Annotated in this window: 14 protein-coding genes; 7 read left to right on the forward strand and 7 right to left on the reverse strand. The window is 68.5% G+C overall.

Features of this window, described 5'->3' with window-relative positions:
- Window positions 1-64: 64 nt before the first annotated feature.
- Window positions 65-517, reverse strand: a complete 453-nt coding sequence (locus tag ACOQPQ_RS06335) for a Fur family transcriptional regulator (RefSeq protein ID WP_420638598.1) — start codon at window positions 515-517, stop codon at window positions 65-67.
- Window positions 518-601: 84 nt separating this feature from the next.
- Entirely contained in the window at window positions 602-1342 is a 741-nt protein-coding gene (locus ACOQPQ_RS06340) for a metal ABC transporter ATP-binding protein (protein WP_420638599.1), read from the reverse strand.
- Window positions 1343-1461: 119 nt separating this feature from the next.
- Between ACOQPQ_RS06340 and ACOQPQ_RS06345 the strand changes: the two genes are divergently transcribed.
- The 3 genes from ACOQPQ_RS06345 to ACOQPQ_RS06355 all read left to right on the forward strand — a co-directional run bounded on the left by ACOQPQ_RS06345 (window position 1462) and on the right by ACOQPQ_RS06355 (window position 4004).
- Complete coding sequence (locus tag ACOQPQ_RS06345; RefSeq protein WP_420638600.1) at window positions 1462-2706, forward strand: metal ABC transporter solute-binding protein, Zn/Mn family; 1245 nt, start codon at window positions 1462-1464, stop codon at window positions 2704-2706.
- Window positions 2707-2721: 15 nt separating this feature from the next.
- Window positions 2722-3570, forward strand: a complete 849-nt coding sequence (aztB, locus tag ACOQPQ_RS06350) for a zinc ABC transporter permease AztB (protein WP_420638601.1) — start codon at window positions 2722-2724, stop codon at window positions 3568-3570.
- A 98-nt stretch (window positions 3571-3668) separates the two neighbouring features.
- Entirely contained in the window at window positions 3669-4004 is a 336-nt protein-coding gene (locus ACOQPQ_RS06355) for a hypothetical protein (protein ID WP_420638602.1), read from the forward strand.
- A 64-nt stretch (window positions 4005-4068) separates the two neighbouring features.
- Here ACOQPQ_RS06355 and ACOQPQ_RS06360 read toward each other — a convergent pair whose 3' ends face one another.
- The 3 genes from ACOQPQ_RS06360 to ACOQPQ_RS06370 all read right to left on the reverse strand — a co-directional run bounded on the left by ACOQPQ_RS06360 (window position 4069) and on the right by ACOQPQ_RS06370 (window position 6930).
- Window positions 4069-4800 (reverse strand): class II aldolase/adducin family protein, encoded by a 732-nt coding sequence (locus tag ACOQPQ_RS06360; protein ID WP_420638603.1) that lies wholly within the window; start codon window positions 4798-4800, stop codon window positions 4069-4071.
- A gap of 111 nt (window positions 4801-4911) precedes the next feature.
- Window positions 4912-6069: a mannose-6-phosphate isomerase, class I gene (gene manA / locus ACOQPQ_RS06365; RefSeq protein ID WP_420638604.1), complete on the reverse strand. Its 1158-nt coding sequence runs from the start codon at window positions 6067-6069 to the stop codon at window positions 4912-4914.
- A 78-nt stretch (window positions 6070-6147) separates the two neighbouring features.
- Complete coding sequence (locus ACOQPQ_RS06370; RefSeq protein ID WP_420638605.1) at window positions 6148-6930, reverse strand: CPBP family intramembrane glutamic endopeptidase; 783 nt, start codon at window positions 6928-6930, stop codon at window positions 6148-6150.
- Window positions 6931-7011: 81 nt separating this feature from the next.
- Between ACOQPQ_RS06370 and ftsH the strand changes: the two genes are divergently transcribed.
- The 4 genes from ftsH to ACOQPQ_RS06390 all read left to right on the forward strand — a co-directional run bounded on the left by ftsH (window position 7012) and on the right by ACOQPQ_RS06390 (window position 11721).
- A complete protein-coding gene (gene ftsH / locus ACOQPQ_RS06375; RefSeq protein ID WP_420638606.1) occupies window positions 7012-9027 on the forward strand; it encodes an ATP-dependent zinc metalloprotease FtsH in 2016 nt (671 codons plus the stop codon).
- The gene (locus ACOQPQ_RS06380) at window positions 9012-9422 is read left to right on the forward strand and encodes a hypothetical protein (protein ID WP_420638607.1); all 411 of its coding nucleotides are present in this window, start codon (window positions 9012-9014) and stop codon (window positions 9420-9422) included. The genes ftsH and ACOQPQ_RS06380 overlap by 16 nt, the downstream gene beginning before the upstream one ends.
- A 25-nt stretch (window positions 9423-9447) precedes the next feature.
- Entirely contained in the window at window positions 9448-10059 is a 612-nt protein-coding gene (locus ACOQPQ_RS06385) for a class I SAM-dependent methyltransferase (RefSeq protein ID WP_420638608.1), read from the forward strand.
- 90 nt (window positions 10060-10149) lie between these two features.
- Entirely contained in the window at window positions 10150-11721 is a 1572-nt protein-coding gene (locus ACOQPQ_RS06390) for an AMP-binding protein (protein ID WP_420638609.1), read from the forward strand.
- A 106-nt stretch (window positions 11722-11827) separates the two neighbouring features.
- Here the strand turns inward: ACOQPQ_RS06390 and ACOQPQ_RS06395 are convergent, their stop codons facing one another.
- Together ACOQPQ_RS06395 and ACOQPQ_RS06400 are read right to left on the reverse strand one after the other, a co-directional pair.
- Complete coding sequence (locus ACOQPQ_RS06395) at window positions 11828-13237, reverse strand: phytoene desaturase family protein (protein WP_420638610.1); 1410 nt, start codon at window positions 13235-13237, stop codon at window positions 11828-11830.
- 19 nt (window positions 13238-13256) lie between these two features.
- Complete coding sequence (locus ACOQPQ_RS06400) at window positions 13257-15155, reverse strand: DUF3556 domain-containing protein (protein WP_420638611.1); 1899 nt, start codon at window positions 15153-15155, stop codon at window positions 13257-13259.
- Window positions 15156-15160 lie beyond the last annotated feature (5 nt).

Genomic DNA, 15160 nt, shown 5'->3' on the forward strand with positions numbered 1-15160 from the left:
CGGGCATGCGAAGGCCCCACCCTATACAAGAATGAGTCTTACTCTCGAATCAGTCGAGGTCGACTCAGTTGGGGCAGGCCGCGCAGGTGCCGAGCAGGTCGAGGCGGTGGGTGTCGATGGCGAAGCCGAACCGGCCGGCCGCCTGGTGGAGGGCTCGGTCCAGGCTGGCCTCGGCCCAATTGTCGAGGGAGAAATCGGCCACGTCGCCGCAGCTTGAGCAGATGAGGTGGTGGTGGTGCTCGGTGAGGTGCTCGGCCAGCTCGTAGCGAGAGAAGTCGTCGCGGGTCACGATGCAGGTCACCACGCCAACTTGTTCGAGGATGGCGAGGTTGCGGTAGACGCTGGACTGGGCCAAGGAGCGGTCCGCAGCCAGGATCTGGGTGATGGTGACGGGGCCCTCCGCCCTCTGCAGCACGGAGACAAGGCGTCGGCGACCGCTGGTGTAACGCTGGTCGGCTTGGCGGAGCCGCTCGGCGACTTCCTCGTCCACCTTGGCGTCGATCTCGGCTGAGGTCACCACCCCAGACTACCTCAATTGAGAACCACTGGGAATGTCCCAGGCGAGGCGGGCGTCAGGCAGGTGCTCCGCTTCGGGTGGCCCTCAATGTTGGTGGTGGTGGGGGTCGTCGAGCAGCAACTCGTCGCCGATGCGGATGAACCGGCCGCCGAAGGCCCGGCGCAGGTACTGTTCGGTCAACACCGCTTCGGGCGGCCCGACGGCAACCGGGGAGGTGTCCAGCAACAGCACCTGATCGCACCGGCGGGCGTCGTCAAGGTCGTGCGTGGTCATCACCACCGTTCGGCCCCTGCTGATCTCCTCATCGATCACGTCGAAGATGATCGCTCGGGACACCACGTCGAGCCCGGTGACCGGTTCGTCGAGCAGCAACACATCGGTGTCCTGGGCCAGTCCTTGGGCCACCACGACTCGCTGTCGCTGCCCGCCCGACAGCTCGTGGAACTGGCGGCCGGCGAGATCATCAACCGCCAGCTTGCTGAGGGCCTCGTTCACCGCATGCCGGTCTGCGACCCCGAACGGCCGAAAGAGGCCGAGGCTCGAATAGCGGGCCATGCTGACCGTGTCGCGCACCGTGATCGGGAGGCTGCGGTCGACATCGGTGGACTGCAGCACCAACGCCGACCCCGCTCCGGAGACCGCGGCCTCGCCGGCGCTGGGCACCAGTGTCCCCGCCAGCGCGCCCAGCAAGGTGGACTTGCCCGATCCGTTGGGCCCGATGACCGCCACCGAAGAGCCTGCCGATACGTGGAGATCGACCCCCGACAACGCCACCGTGTCCCCGAAGCGGACCTCGAGCCCCCGAGTGGTGATCACCGTGGTCATCGGCCCCAGCGTAGATCGTTGTGAGAACGGAACCGATTCTCGAATTGAGTTGTCGTCCTCGTGCTCGGGCTCTACCGTGGTCGCCAACTGATAGTGGTTCTCACTCTGGAGTGTTGCACATGAGGTTCTTCCGCCGTTCGCTGGTTGCTGTCATCGGGGCCGTCGCGTTGGTGGCTGCAGGTTGCGGCGACGACGCCGAGCCTGTCGCCCAAACCGACACCGTCGCCCCGGCCGAGACGGCCGCCCCCGTGGAGACCACCACGGAGCGACCCACCGTGGTGGTGACCACCAACATCCTCGGCGATGTCGTCGAAAACCTCGTGGGCGATGCCTTCGACGTGGTGACCATCATGCCGGTGGGCTCCGACCCCCACGACTTCCAGGCGTCGGCCCAGCAGGTGGCGGCGATCGGTCAGGCCGACGTGCTCATCGTCAACGGCGCCGCCTTCGAAGAAGGCCTGATCGACGTGATTGAGGCCGCCGAAGAAGACGGTGTGCCCGTCCTGGAGGCCATCAGCGCCGTCGAGCCCATCGAATTCGGCGAGGGCGGCCACGACGACCACGCCGACGAAGACCACGCCGAAGACCACGACGACGACGACGACCACGACGACCACGCCGACGAAGACCACGAAGACCACGCCGACGAAGACGACCACGACCACGACGACGAAGACCACGCCGACGAAGACCACGCCGACGAAGACCATGCCGACGAAGACCACGACGACCACGCCGACGAAGACGACCATGCCGACGACGACCACGCAGATGATGACGACCACGACGACCACGCAGACGAAGACGACCACGGCCATGATCACGAGGGCGTCGACCCGCACTTCTTCACCGACACGGCGCGCATGGCCCACGCCGCCGAAGCCATCGTCGAGTTCTTGGCCACCAACGTGGACGGGGTCGACGGCGATGCCCTACGCGCCAACGCCCAGGACTACATCGACGAACTCGTGGCCCTTGACGCCGAGATCGCCGACCTGCTGGCAGCAATCCCCGACGAGCGTCGCGTGCTGGTGACCAACCACGAGGTCTTCGGCTATTTCGCCGAGCGCTACGACTTCGAGGTGGTCGGCACCATCATTCCCGGCGGCTCCACCCTCGACGGCACCAGCGCCCGGGAACTGGCCGAACTCGCCGAGGTGATCGAGCACGAGGGCGTGCCTGCGATCTTCGCCGACATCTCCTCGTCCGACCAACTGGCTCAGACGCTGGCCGCCGAGGTGGGCGACATTCAGGTCGTCGCCTTGTTCTCGGAGTCGCTCGGTGACGCTGACTCCGAAGGAGCCACCTACATCGACATGGCCCGCACCAACGCCCAACGCATCGTCGACGCCCTGACTGGCTGAGGTACCTTCTCACCCATGGAGGTTGTCCTCGACGCGTTCGAACCGGCCTTCATGCAGCGAGCCCTCATCGGCAGTCTGATTGCCGTGGTGGCCACATCCATCGTGGGCACCTGGGTGGTACTGCGAGGATTGGCCTTTCTGGGGGACGCGCTGGCCCATGGGGTCATCCCGGGCATCGCGTTGGCGGTGCTGTGGGGGTTCAACCCCATCATCGGGGCCTTCATTGCCGCCCTGGTGATGAGCGGGCTCGTGAGCGTGGTGTCCAATCGCACCATCGTCCGGGACGACACCGCCGTCGGTCTGCTGTTCGTGGGCATGCTGTCGCTGGGAATCGTCATCGTTTCCAAGGCTCGGTCGTTTGCCACCGAGGTCACCGCCCTGCTCTTCGGTGATGTCCTCGGGGTCACCGCGGGCGACATCCGCAGCCAGTTGATTGCCACCGCCATCGTCATCGTGTTCTCAGTGGTGTTGTACCGACCGTTCCTGGCCCTCACTTTCAACCGGGACAAAGCGCAGACCCTCGGCATGCATCCCCGCCTGGCCCAATCCGCCCTGCTGGCCCTGTTGGCGCTCAGCATCGTGGCCAGCTTTCAGGCCATCGGCACCCTGCTGGTGTTCGGTCTGCTGGTCGGACCGCCGGCCACCGCGTCGCTGCTGGTGAGCCGGATACCCGCCATCATGCTGGTGTCGATGCTGCTCGGCGCCATCTCGGTGGTGGGCGGGCTGCTGGTGAGCTTCCATTACGGCACCGCCGGGGGGGCCACCATGGCCGGGTTCAGCGTGCTGCAGTTCTTCATCGTGCTCGCCTGCCGCGAGGCAGTGGCCGCCGTCCGCCGCACCCGCCCCACCCCGGTGGCGGCCTAACCCGCCAGATCTCCGGAACAACGCTGGGGCTGCCTCTGGGCAAGCGAGCCGAAAAATGTATAGCTCGACAACAGATTTCGGCTTTCTTTAATGGGGTGATGTACACACGGCTCCTGCCCGCCCCGGAACACAGCTTCTTTCTGTTTGGCGTGCGGGGCGTCGGCAAGAGCACCTCGGTGAAGATGGCACTGCCCGACGCGACTCGGTTTGATCTGTTGGACGAGGCCCTCTTCACGGACCTGCTGGCCGATCCGGGGCTGTTCGGGAATCTTCTCAGGGAGGTTGAGCCCGGAGCGTGGGTGGTGGGGGTTTGCGAGCCCTCGACGGATTACCCGGACTGTGCCGACGAGTCCTCGTCAACAACGGCTCTCGAAAGTTCACCACCGAGGACGGCATTCACGTCTGGCCCCTCGACCACTTCCACCAGGCTCTGACCGCCGACCAACTCTGGCCCTGACGTCGCGCGTCAGGGCTGGTGGGTGGGGTAGTGGGTGGGGGTCAGTCCAACACGTCGGGGGCATCGTGCAGCAGGCGTCGCACGGCCCCGTCCCAGAAGTAGCGCACCGTCATGTGGTGGCTGTTGATGGCCGCCTTCAGGGTGGGCCGCTGGGCGGGGGGCACCGGCACCGGTGAGTGTCCGGTGGCCAGGGCTTCGTAGTTCAGCCGGCACACGCGCTCGAAGTTGGAGGCCCGGTAGGTGGCCTGTTCGGTGGTCTCCCCGGCTATCAGCACCCCGTGGTTGGCCAGAATGACCGCGGTGGCCTTGCCCACCGCGTCGGCGAGGTGTCGGCCGCCCTGGGCGTCGTCCACTCCGCCGGTGTAGGTGTCGAACAGGGCCATGTCGCCGTCGAACATGCACGCCTGCTGCTCGGTCACTTCGGGCAGCCGGTGCAGCGTGGACAGCAGGCTGCCGTAATGGGGATGGTTGTGGATCACCGTCTTGGCGTCCGGTCGGGCCCGGTGCAACTCGGTGTGGATGAAGACCGCGGGCGTCACGTCCCAGCGACCCTGGATCACCTCCCCGTCGGTGTCGATGACCAAGATGTCGGACGCGGTCAGCTCACCCCACCACAGCCCGTAGGGCGTACACCACATCGAACCGTCGTCGGCGTCGTCGCGCACCACGGTGATGTGACCGGCCACGTCGAGGGCGTACCCCTGCGCATCCAGGATGCGGGCGGCACACGCGATCTTCTGGGGTTCGGTCAACTCCCGGCCCACACCGGGCATCACCCTAGGGAACGCACCAGCCCCCGAAATTGCCTCGTCCAGCTTGCCCATATCCTGCTGACTACCACATCCACCCCCTCCCCCGCAGAACGCGACCCCTCAGATCACCCCTCAGATGCTCAACGCGCCGGCGCGGAAGGCCAGGCCCGATCCGGCCACCTCGTAGGGGCCGGTGCCGGCGGGGAGCCAGGCGGCTTGGCCGGGGGGCACCTCCTGGCCCGCCACGGTGAGGTGGCCGGAAGCGCACAGCACGATCTCCGGTCCGTTGGGCTCACACCGAACCCGGCGATTCACCTCCATTCGGGTGAGACGGAAATCGGGCACGGGGGGCGCGAACGGGTGGATCGGACCGTCGGGGACGAGCACCGCCACCTCGGTCGGCCGGCAGTCCACCACCTCCAGGAACGCCGGCACGTCCACGTGTTTGCGGGTGAGGCCGGCCCGCAGCACGTTGTCGCTGTTGGCCATGATCTCCACCGCCACCCCCCGCAGGTACACGTGCAGGTTGCCGGGCGCCAGGAACAGGGCGTGGCCCGGCTCCAACCGCACCAGGTGCAACAGCAAGGCGATCACCACCCCGATGTCGCCGGGATGATGCTCCCCGATCCGCCCGGCCCAGCGCCGTTCCTCGGGAAACGGACCCGGTGAGCCACACGAGGCCACCACCCGACGGGCAATCTCGGCGGCCGTCGCTCGGGGCCGCTCCAGGAGCCATCGCAGGGCGCCGTCGGTGTCGCCCGCCCGCAACCGGGCGACGGCCGGAGCCAACCCGGGCACCCCCAGGGAGTCGAGCACGTCGGCAGCCGAGTCGGGCGGGCGAAACCCGCAGAAGGCGGTGAACGGCTCCAGCGCGCAGATCAGCTCCGGTTTGTGGTTGCGGTCCCGGAACGACCGGCGCTCGGCGTCGGCGGCCAGGCCCTGCTCGTTCTCGGCCGCAAAGCCCGCTTGGGCCTGCCGGCGCGAGGGGTGGGCCTGCAGCGACAGCGGTTGGGCGACGGCCAGGATCTTCAACAGGAACGGCAGCTCCCCGCCGAACGAGCCGACCACCTCCGGGCCCAGCTCGCCGATCGGGTCGGCGGCGATCACCTGGTCGAGGGGGTGGTCCTGGCCGTGGCGACGCAGCACCGACGGCCCCCGAGGGTGGGTGCCCAACCACAACTCCGCCTGGGGCTCCCCCGAGGGCGGCACCCCCATGATCCGGGCCAGAGCCTCGGTGGACCCCCAGGCGTAGGGCTGCACCACCCCGTGCAAGAGTCCCGGCCCGCTCACGGGCTCACCACGAGCCCACGGCACCCATCCGGCCCGCTCACGGCCTCACCACGAGCCCACGGCACCGACCCGGCCCGCTCATGCCAGCCAGATCAGGTTGATCACGGCCAGCAGGTTGAAGCCGACATGGGCCCAGATGGCCGGGCCCAACCGCTGGTAGCGCCGAGCCAGCACCGCCGCAATGATCCCGAAGGCCATCAGCGCGGGGAACTGCAGCGGTTGGAAGTGCACCGCACCGAACACCGCCGAGGAAACCAGCACCCCGGCGACCGCCCCCCACTTCCGCTCCATCGCCCGCAGGGTGAGCCCCCGAAAGAACAGCTCCTCGAAGATGGGCGCGCCCACCACCACCCCCAGCATCACCAGGGCGATGTCGCCGCCGGTGGCCGCCCGGTCGGTGATCTGACGGGCGGCCTCGCTCACGTCGAAATCGAAGAACTGCTGGAACGGGGCGTAGATGAGCCACACCACGAAGATCTGGGCGAACACGCCCACCGCCAAGCCGATGGGGACGTCCTTCAGCCGCATCGACCAGCCGAAATCCCGGCGCAGCCCGTTGCCCCGGAAGGTGGCGGCCACCACCGCGGTCAGCCCCAGCCCGGCCCACAACCCGATCTGGCCCACCGGCAGGGTCCACAGCGGGAGGGCGGGATCGCTGCGCGGTTGCGCGGTGACATCGTTCAGCCCGTAGCGACCCACGTAGGAACCGGTGCCGGTGGCCTGGCCGGTTTCCAACCCCATGGCGGCCAGCACCGTCACCAGCACGACCACCGCGGCGGCCCACGACACCACCAGGCCGACGAGCACATCGGGAAGGCCCCATCGGATTTCTCGCTGACCGCGCGCCGCGCCTGCCGCCACGGTCCGCAGCCTACGAGACCGCCCCGGCGCCGCAGGCTGCCGCGATGGTGGAAATGTCACCTCGGCCCGTAGAATTGCGTCATGGCCTCACCGCCGCCCCCTCCCCCGCCCACACCGGAACGACGCGACCCCCAGCGCCCGCCCACCCAGCAATCCTCGGGTCGGATGCCCCGCTGGGTGTGGTTCCTGGTGTTGGGGTTGCTGGGCGCCCTGTTGTTCTCCAACGTGTTCCGCAGCGAGGACAAGGGCGACGAAATCTCCTTCAAGGAGTTCGTGGACATCGCCCAACTGGGCCAGATCTCCGAGGCGGAGTACAACAACAACACCGGTGAGATCAAGGGCGTGCGGGTCGACGAGTCCAAGTTCCACACCACCGGGCCGGTGCCGCTGAGCGACCAGGTGGAGGCCGACCTGCGAACCCACATCGCCACCCTGCAGTTCCACACGCCCCGCAGCAGCATCTGGGCCAGCATCCTGCCGCTGCTCATCCCGGTGGGGTTGATCTTCTTGATCTTCTGGTGGTTCCAGCGCCGGGCCCAGGGACAGATGAGCGGCATCATGTCCATCGGCCGGTCCAAGGCCAAGACGTACACCACCGAGCGGCCCGGAACCACTTTCGAGGACGTGGCCGGCTACGGGGGGGTCAAGAAGGAGATCGTCGAGGTGGTCGACTTTCTCAAGCACCCCGACAAGTTCGCCCAGATCGGGGCCCGCATCCCCAAGGGGGTGTTGCTGGTGGGGCCGCCGGGCACGGGCAAGACGCTGATCGCCCGGGCGGTGGCCGGTGAGGCCGGGGTGCCGTTCTTGTCGGTGACCGGGTCGGACTTCATGGAGATGTTCGTGGGGGTGGGGGCCAGCCGGGTGCGGGACCTGTTCCAGTCGGCTCGCAAGATGGGCCGGGCCATCATCTTCATCGACGAGATCGACTCCATCGGCCGCAAGCGGGGCGCCGGGTTGGGTGGGGGTCACGACGAGCGGGAGCAGACCCTCAACCAGATGCTGGCCGAGATGGACGGCTTCGAGGCCACCGAGGGCATCGTGATGATGGCCGCCACCAACCGGCCCGACATCTTGGATCCCGCCTTGCTGCGACCGGGACGGTTCGACCGCCAGGTGGTGGTGCCGTTGCCCGAGGCCGACGACCGCCTGCAGATCCTGAACGTCCACGTCCGGTCGAAGAAGATCGCCGCCGATGTGGACCTGCCGCTGATCGCCCGGGGCACGCCGGGCATGAGCGGGGCCGACCTGGCCAACCTGGTGAACGAGGCCGCCCTGTTCGCCGTGCGAGGCGATTCCGACCAAATCCGGATGATCCACTTCGAGAACGCCCGCGACCGGGTGCTGATGGGCCAGCGACGGGAGTCCATGGCCCTGTCCGAGGAGGAGCGGCAGATCACCGCCTACCACGAGGCCGGCCACGCGGTGTGTGCCGCCGTGCTGCCCCACGCCGACCCCCTGCACAAGGTGACCATCATTCCCCGGGGCATGGCCCTGGGGGTGACCATGACCCTGCCGGAGGAAGACCGCCACACCCTGAGGCGCGACTACCTGGACGACATGCTGGTCATGCGCATGGGGGGGCGCATCGCCGAGGAGCTGGTGTTCGGGGTGTCGTCCAGCGGCGCGGCCGACGACCTGGCCGGGGCCACCGAGTTCGCCCGCCGCATGGTGCGGGAGTGGGGCATGAGCGATCGCATCGGACCGATGGCCTGGCGCAGCGCCGGGCAGGTGTTCTTGGGCGACGACTTGATGACCAACCGGGAATACAGCGACGAGACCGCCCGGGTCATCGACGAAGAGGTGGCCGACATCCTGCGGAACCAGGAACGGCGCTGCCGCGAGGTGCTGTCGAAGCACCGCAACGGGCTCGACCTGGTGGCCCGGGCCCTGCTGGAGCACGAGACGATCTCCGGCGAGGAGGTGGGGCGGCTGGTGAAGGTGGCAATCGACGGCCCCGTGGGCGATCCTCGGGATCTGGTCGGTATCGCCCTGGGGCACCGCAAGGCCGAGACCACCGCCGATGCTCCCCCGCCCGCCCCGGCCGTCACGGTCGCCTCGGAGGAGCCCGACACCCCGGAGACGTGGCCCGCGTCCTGATCACCCTCGGCGTCATCGCGTTGGCCTTGGTGGTGGCCTGGCTGGTGCGGCGCTCCCGACCGTCCGTGCCCACCGCCCCGACCTACGCCGTACCCGACCGGCTCGAACGCTGGGACTTCTCGAAGCCCTCCACCGACTGGCTGATGGCCGTGTTCACCTCCAAGACGTGCTCCACCTGTGCCGCCGTGTCGGAGGCCGCCCACGGCCTGGCCGATGCCACGCTGGTGGTGCAGGAGGTGGAGTACCGACGCCACCGAGAACTGCACCAACGCTACGGGGTGGATGCCGTGCCCCTGGTGGTGCTGGCCGACCGGTCCGGCGCGGTGCGGGCCTCCCTGGCCGGCCCGGCCACCGCCGCCGAGCTGGCCGCCCTGCTGGCCTCGGTGCGGCCATGACGTTCAGTCTGAAGGTTCTTCGCTGATGGAACTGTCGCGAGACCTGGCGCAAACCCGGGAGTTCTTCACCTCTCGCGCCGCGGGCTGGGAGGACCGCCACCCCGATGACGGGGTGCTGTTCGAGTGGGCGGTGGACCAGCTCAAGCTGTCGGCGGGCGACGTGGCCATCGACGCCGGCTGCGGATCGGGGCGAGCCCTGGTGCCGCTGCGAGCGGCGGTGGGACCCACGGGGGCGGTGCTGGGTCTCGACGCCACCCCGGCCATGCTGGCCGAGTCCGCCCGGCTGGGACGCCAGGCCGTCGCGGGGCTTGCGCTGGGCGACGTGGCCCGACTGCCGGTCCGCACCGGCAGCGCCACCGGCATCCTGGCCGCCGGACTGTTGCCCCACCTGCCCGATCCGGCAGCGACCCTGGCGGAGATGGCCCGCGCCGCTCGACCGGGCGCCCGCCTTGGCGTGTTCCATCCCATAGGCCGCTTGGCCCTGGCCGCTCGCCACCGACAGCGAGGGGCCCACGCCCACGACATGAACATCGACCCGGACCGCATCGGGCCGCTCCTGGCCGAAGGGGGCTGGACGCTGGAGTTGCTGGACGACGCCGAGGACCACTACCTGGCCCTGGCCGTACGCTCGGGCTGAACCGGCCCGGCCCCATCGCCTGAATCCCCCAAGAGGTTCCAGATCCCCAAGAGGTCCCGCCGGAATCCCCCAAGAAGTAGCGTGAGCCGGGTGCCCGTGCTCTTCGACCAGCCGCTGCTGGCGGACCTGATCATTCGGGGGCTCGACGCCCACTCCGACCAGCCCTGCATCCTGCTCGGCGACCAAACGCTGTCCTACTCCGACGTCAGGAGCCAGACCAGCCAACTCCTGCAGGCCCAACGCCACGTCGGCGTGACTCCGGGCACCCACGTGGCGGTGCTGTCCAAGAACCGACCCGAGGTCCTGACCAATATGGCGGCCTCGATCATCAACGGGTGCATCGTCACCCCCCTGCACCCCATGGGGCAGCTCACCGACCATGACTACGTGGTCGGCGACGCCGAGGTGCGCTACCTCGTGTTCGAGCCGGAGCACTTCTCCCAGCGGGCCGCCCAACTCCAACAGCGCCACCCCGACCTGACCCTGTTGGGCCTCGGCCCCAACGACCTGGGCGTGGACTACCTGGCCGGCGCAGCCGCCTTCGAACCCCAACCGCTGACCCCGCCCGATGTGGGCCCTGAGGACCTCTGCACCATCGTGTACACCGGCGGCACCACCGGCCACCCCAAGGGGGTGATGATGAGCCATCGGGTGTGGGCGGCCATGACCTGGATCCAGATGGCCGAGTGGGAGTTCCCCGCCGAACTGCGCATGTTGGTGGCCACCCCGCTGTCGCACGCCGCCCTCTCGCTGCTGGCCCCGGTGCTGCTGAGCGGCGGCGCCTTCCACGTGATGGACGGCTTCGACCCCGACGAGTTCTACGACGTGGTGGAGCGGAACCGGATCACCGCTACCCTCATCGTGCCCGCCATGTTGTACGCCCTGCAGTCCCACGAGCGGTACCGAACCGCCGACCTGTCGTCGATGGAGACCGTCTTCTACGGGGCGTCGCCCATGAGCCCGTCCAAGCTGGCCGAGGCCATCGAGCACTGGGGACCGGTCTTCTTCCAGTTCTACGGCCAGACCGAGGCCCCCATGGTGATCGCCCACCTGAAGCGAGCCGAGCACGACCTGACCGAACCGCAGCGCCTGGCCTCGTGTGGCCGGCCGGTGCCGTGGATGCACGTGGCCCTGCTCGACGCCGACAACCGGCCGGTCGCCCCCGGTGAATCGGGTGAGATCTGCACCCGGGGGCCGCTGGTGATGCACGGGTACAAGGATCTGCCGGAACAAACCGCCGAGGCGCTGTCGGGTGAGTGGCTGCACACCGGCGACGTGGGCCGGTTCGACGACGACGGCTTCCTGTACATCGTGGATCGCACCAAGGACATGGTGATCACCGGGGGGTTCAACGTGTTTCCCCGCGAGGTCGAGGATGTGATCAGCACCCACGACGCGGTGGCCATGGCGTCGGTGATCGGGGTGCCCGACGAGAAATGGGGCGAGGCTGTCAAGGCGGTGGTGGTGCTGCGGCCCGGCGTCGAACCGTCCGCGGCGTTGACCTCGGAGCTGCAGTCGCTGGTGCGCGAGGCCAAGGGCCCCCAGCAGTCCCCCAAGTCGGTCGACTACGTGGACGACATTCCGTTGACCCCGGTGGGCAAACCCGACAAGAAGGCCCTGCGGGCCCGCTACTGGCAGGGCCAGGACCGAGCGGTGTCCTGACCGAGAGCAACCGAAGGGTCAGCTCAGAGCGCGGCCGGCGAAGCGGGAGGGCACCGCCCAGAGACTCAAAGCGCGGCGAGGGCCCAGGAGAGCGCCGCCCAGAGACTCAGAGCGCGGCGAGGGCCCGAGTGGCCGCGTTGGCGCCGCCCATGCCGTGGGCACCCGCGCCCGGCGGCGTCGAGGCCGAGCACAGATAGGCGCCGGGTACCCCGGTGAAGTAGGGGTTGGGCCCGAAGCGGGGGCGAAAGAAGAGCTGCCTCGGGGTGGAGGCGCCGCCCAGAATGTCACCCCCCACGTAGTTGGCGTTGTGGGTCGACATGTCGGTGGTCGAGCGTACCGCCATGGCCACCACCCGCTCGCGAAGCCCCGGGGCGAACCGCTCGATCTGCGCCATGATCGCCTCGGTGGCGTCGCCGGTGTAGCCGTGGGGCACATGGGCGTAAGCCCACACCGGGTGTACGTCGCCCACCGAACGGCTGGGGTCGGCCAGGTACTGCTGTCCGACCAGGACGAACGGGCGGTCGGGCATCCGTCCGTGGTGGACCTCGTGTTCCACCGACACCACCTCGCGGAGGTCCCCGCCGAGGTGGACGGTGCCTGCCTGCTGCGCCGGGGCCGACCGCCAGGGCACCCCCTGCTCGACGGCGAAGTCCACCTTGAACGCCCCCGGCCCGTGGCGGAAGCCCCGGTAGGCCCGAGCCACCCGCGGGGGTAGCCGGTCACCGAGGATGTCGGCGGCGATCGACGGTGACACGTCCAACATCAACAGGTCGTGGGGCCCCAACTCGCCCGCCGACCGGACGCGGCGGCCCGTCTCCACCCGGCCGCCGTGGGCCACCACGTCGGCCACCAGGGCATCGGCGATGGCCTGGGATCCGCCTCGGGCCACCACCCAGCCGTGCTGGTGGCCGGCGGCCAGGATCATGAGCCCGACGGCGCTGGTCATGGGCCGGTCCAGCCGGTGCAGGGCGTGGGCGGCCACCCCGGCCCACAGCGCCTTGGCCGCCGGGCCCCGCCACAGTCGGCCGAGCCAGGTGGCCGGGGTCATGGCCAGCACGCCGAATCGGCCGGTCAGCACGGGGTGCCGGGGGACTCGCAACACCGGTTGGGTGATGTCGGCCAACAGCTCGTCCAAGTCGGTGGTGAGGGCGCCGAACAGCCGCCGCCAGCGCCCGCCGTCGGCCCCGAGCCCCGCGGCGGTGTCCCCGATGGACCGGTACAGCACCCCGGCGCTGCCGTCGTCCAGCGGATGGGCGCAGTCCACCGCAGGGGCGCACCACGCCAGCCCGAGCGATTCGAGGTCGAGCCCCCGAAGAAACGGCGAGGCCGCGGCCACCGGATGGAACGCCGAGCAGTGGTCGTGAACCAGGCCGGGTACGGTCAGCTCCCCGCTGCGCAACCCGCCCCCGACGGTGTCGGCCGCCTCCAGCACGGTCACCTCGACCCCGGCGCGCGCCAGCACCACCGCGGCGGCCAGCCCGTTGGGCCCGCTGCCGACCACGATGGCCGACGTCATGTGGCCACCCCGACCTGGCTCAGGCTGACCCCTCGGTGCCCTCGGACCGGTTGCCAACGGCACCGGAGGGCCCGGCACCCTCGCCCACTCGGGGGATCAGCCACTTGCCGTCCTTGCCGACCGACGGGATGTTCCGGGCGTTGCCAGGGTGGGGCACCCCTTGGGGCTCGTAGCCCTCCAGCCGCCACGTAACGGTGTGGGGAATGGGACCGTCGGGCAGCCACGGCTGGGAGTTGTAGGCGTCGTCGTTGTTGTACCAGCCCTTCTCCACCGTGCCCAGGGCGGCGTCGATCACCCGGTACTGCACCTTCTTGTTGAACGCGGGCTGCGATTCGGTGAACACGGCCACCACGTCGCCGGGCTCGTACTGGCACCGCTCCTGCCACCCGGCGATCAGCCGCTCGTCCAGGCAATGGCCGTCCCCGAAGTTCCAGCCGGTGAGCACGTTGCTCAAGAACTCGCCCTCGCGCTGTATCCGGTTGTCGAGGTCGTCCACGTGCACCATCAGCCCGGAGATGTGCATCCGACCCATGGGGTGCATCATCCGGAAGGCCACCGCCTTTTGGATGAAGATCTCCGAGATCTCCGGGCCGAACAGCGGCTCAAGCTGGTCGATCTGGTTGTCGGCCGACTTGACGATCTTGTCGTTGATGCGGTCCTCCATCTCTTTGTTGCGCAGCGAGAACGTGGCCGACGCCCAGTTGCCCGCGTACTGCTTCATCCCCACCAGAAACGACACGTACTGGGGCCGCAGCGCACCCAACGTGATGGGCGACAGGGCCACCACCAGCACCACCACCAACAGCACCGGGTCCATGTCCTGCACGCCGTAGCCGTTGCCCGCGTGGAAGTTGGCGAACAGGAAGGCCACGCAGAAGATGAAGAACACGTTCCATTCCAACGGCACCGCCAAGGGGAACGTGGAGATGATGAAGGTGTGCAGCATCCAGATCGACACGATGGCGATCCAGGTGGGCCACCCCCACGGTGACAGGAGCAACACCAGCGGCATGACCAGCTCGCACGTGGTGCCACCGATGTGGGCCAACAGGTGGGTGTTTCTCGACGGTCGGATGTCGTTGGGGTAGTCCTTCACGGTCGCCTTGCGGAACCGATCCCAGATCACCCACGGCGTGTTCTGCACCATGATCGACACCGTCGACGAGAAGCCGTGCTGGAGCTTGGAGAAGCCCGCCCCCATCCAGATGACCACGATGAAGATCTTGGCGGCGATGATCATGTCCACGAAGTTGCTGAACAGCGCAAAGCACATCAGCGTGGGCACGTACTGCTCGGACCGAGCCGACAAGAAGATGATCTTGTCGCGCAGGGCCATCAGCAGGATCAGCCCGCAGAAGATCAGCACCGCCCACGAGGGCAAGACCCCCGTGCGTCCCTCGGGCAGCCCGTCCACCTGTTGGGGCGACAGCACCAACAGCAGGACCAGACTGGCCAGGATCAACTTGTAGAGCCCGGTGTCCCACGGGGTGCGCCGGTTGCCCTTGGTGAACGGCACGTGATTGGGGTAGGGAGGCACCCGCAGCGTGTCGGTCTGCCACCAGTACAGGAGACCGCCGATGGGGGGGTCGAAGTGGAAGGCCAACGGGCCGCAGGTGGCGGCCAGGCCCATCACCTCCAGCAGGATGGTCCAGATCATCAGCTTCTGGTACAAGATGGGCTCGTCCCACCACCCGCCGATGTCGTCGAACTCCAAACCGGCGGTGAAGGCACCGGCCACGATCAGGCCGAACAGCCCGTAGAGGAAGATCTTCCAGGCGTAGAACATGCCGGTCTGTTTGGGGGTGCCGAAGCCGTGCTCCACCCAGTGGAGCTGCAACAGCTTCATCCGCTCGAAGAAGGGGATCTTGGCGAATTCGTCCAGATCCACGTCGGGCAGTTCTGCGGTTCGATATCCCATCGTGG

The organism is Candidatus Poriferisocius sp., assembly GCF_965219775.1.
Classification (GTDB): domain Bacteria; phylum Actinomycetota; class Acidimicrobiia; order Acidimicrobiales; family Bin134; genus Poriferisocius.

Excerpts from the sequence above, each read along its gene's own strand:
- ACOQPQ_RS06345 (WP_420638600.1), top strand. The coding sequence starts at position 1,462 with ATGAGGTTCTTCCGCCGTTCGCTGGTTGCTGTCATCGGGGCCGTCGCG.
- ACOQPQ_RS06340 (WP_420638599.1), bottom strand. The coding sequence starts at position 1,342 with ATGACCACGGTGATCACCACTCGGGGGCTCGAGGTCCGCTTCGGGGAC.
- ftsH (WP_420638606.1), top strand. The coding sequence starts at position 7,012 with ATGGCCTCACCGCCGCCCCCTCCCCCGCCCACACCGGAACGACGCGAC.
- ACOQPQ_RS06400 (WP_420638611.1), bottom strand. The coding sequence starts at position 15,155 with ATGGGATATCGAACCGCAGAACTGCCCGACGTGGATCTGGACGAATTC.
- ACOQPQ_RS06385 (WP_420638608.1), top strand. The coding sequence starts at position 9,448 with ATGGAACTGTCGCGAGACCTGGCGCAAACCCGGGAGTTCTTCACCTCT.
- aztB (WP_420638601.1), top strand. The coding sequence starts at position 2,722 with ATGGAGGTTGTCCTCGACGCGTTCGAACCGGCCTTCATGCAGCGAGCC.
- ACOQPQ_RS06360 (WP_420638603.1), bottom strand. The coding sequence starts at position 4,800 with ATGCCCGGTGTGGGCCGGGAGTTGACCGAACCCCAGAAGATCGCGTGT.
- ACOQPQ_RS06395 (WP_420638610.1), bottom strand. The coding sequence starts at position 13,237 with ATGACGTCGGCCATCGTGGTCGGCAGCGGGCCCAACGGGCTGGCCGCC.
- ACOQPQ_RS06355 (WP_420638602.1), top strand. The coding sequence starts at position 3,669 with ATGTACACACGGCTCCTGCCCGCCCCGGAACACAGCTTCTTTCTGTTT.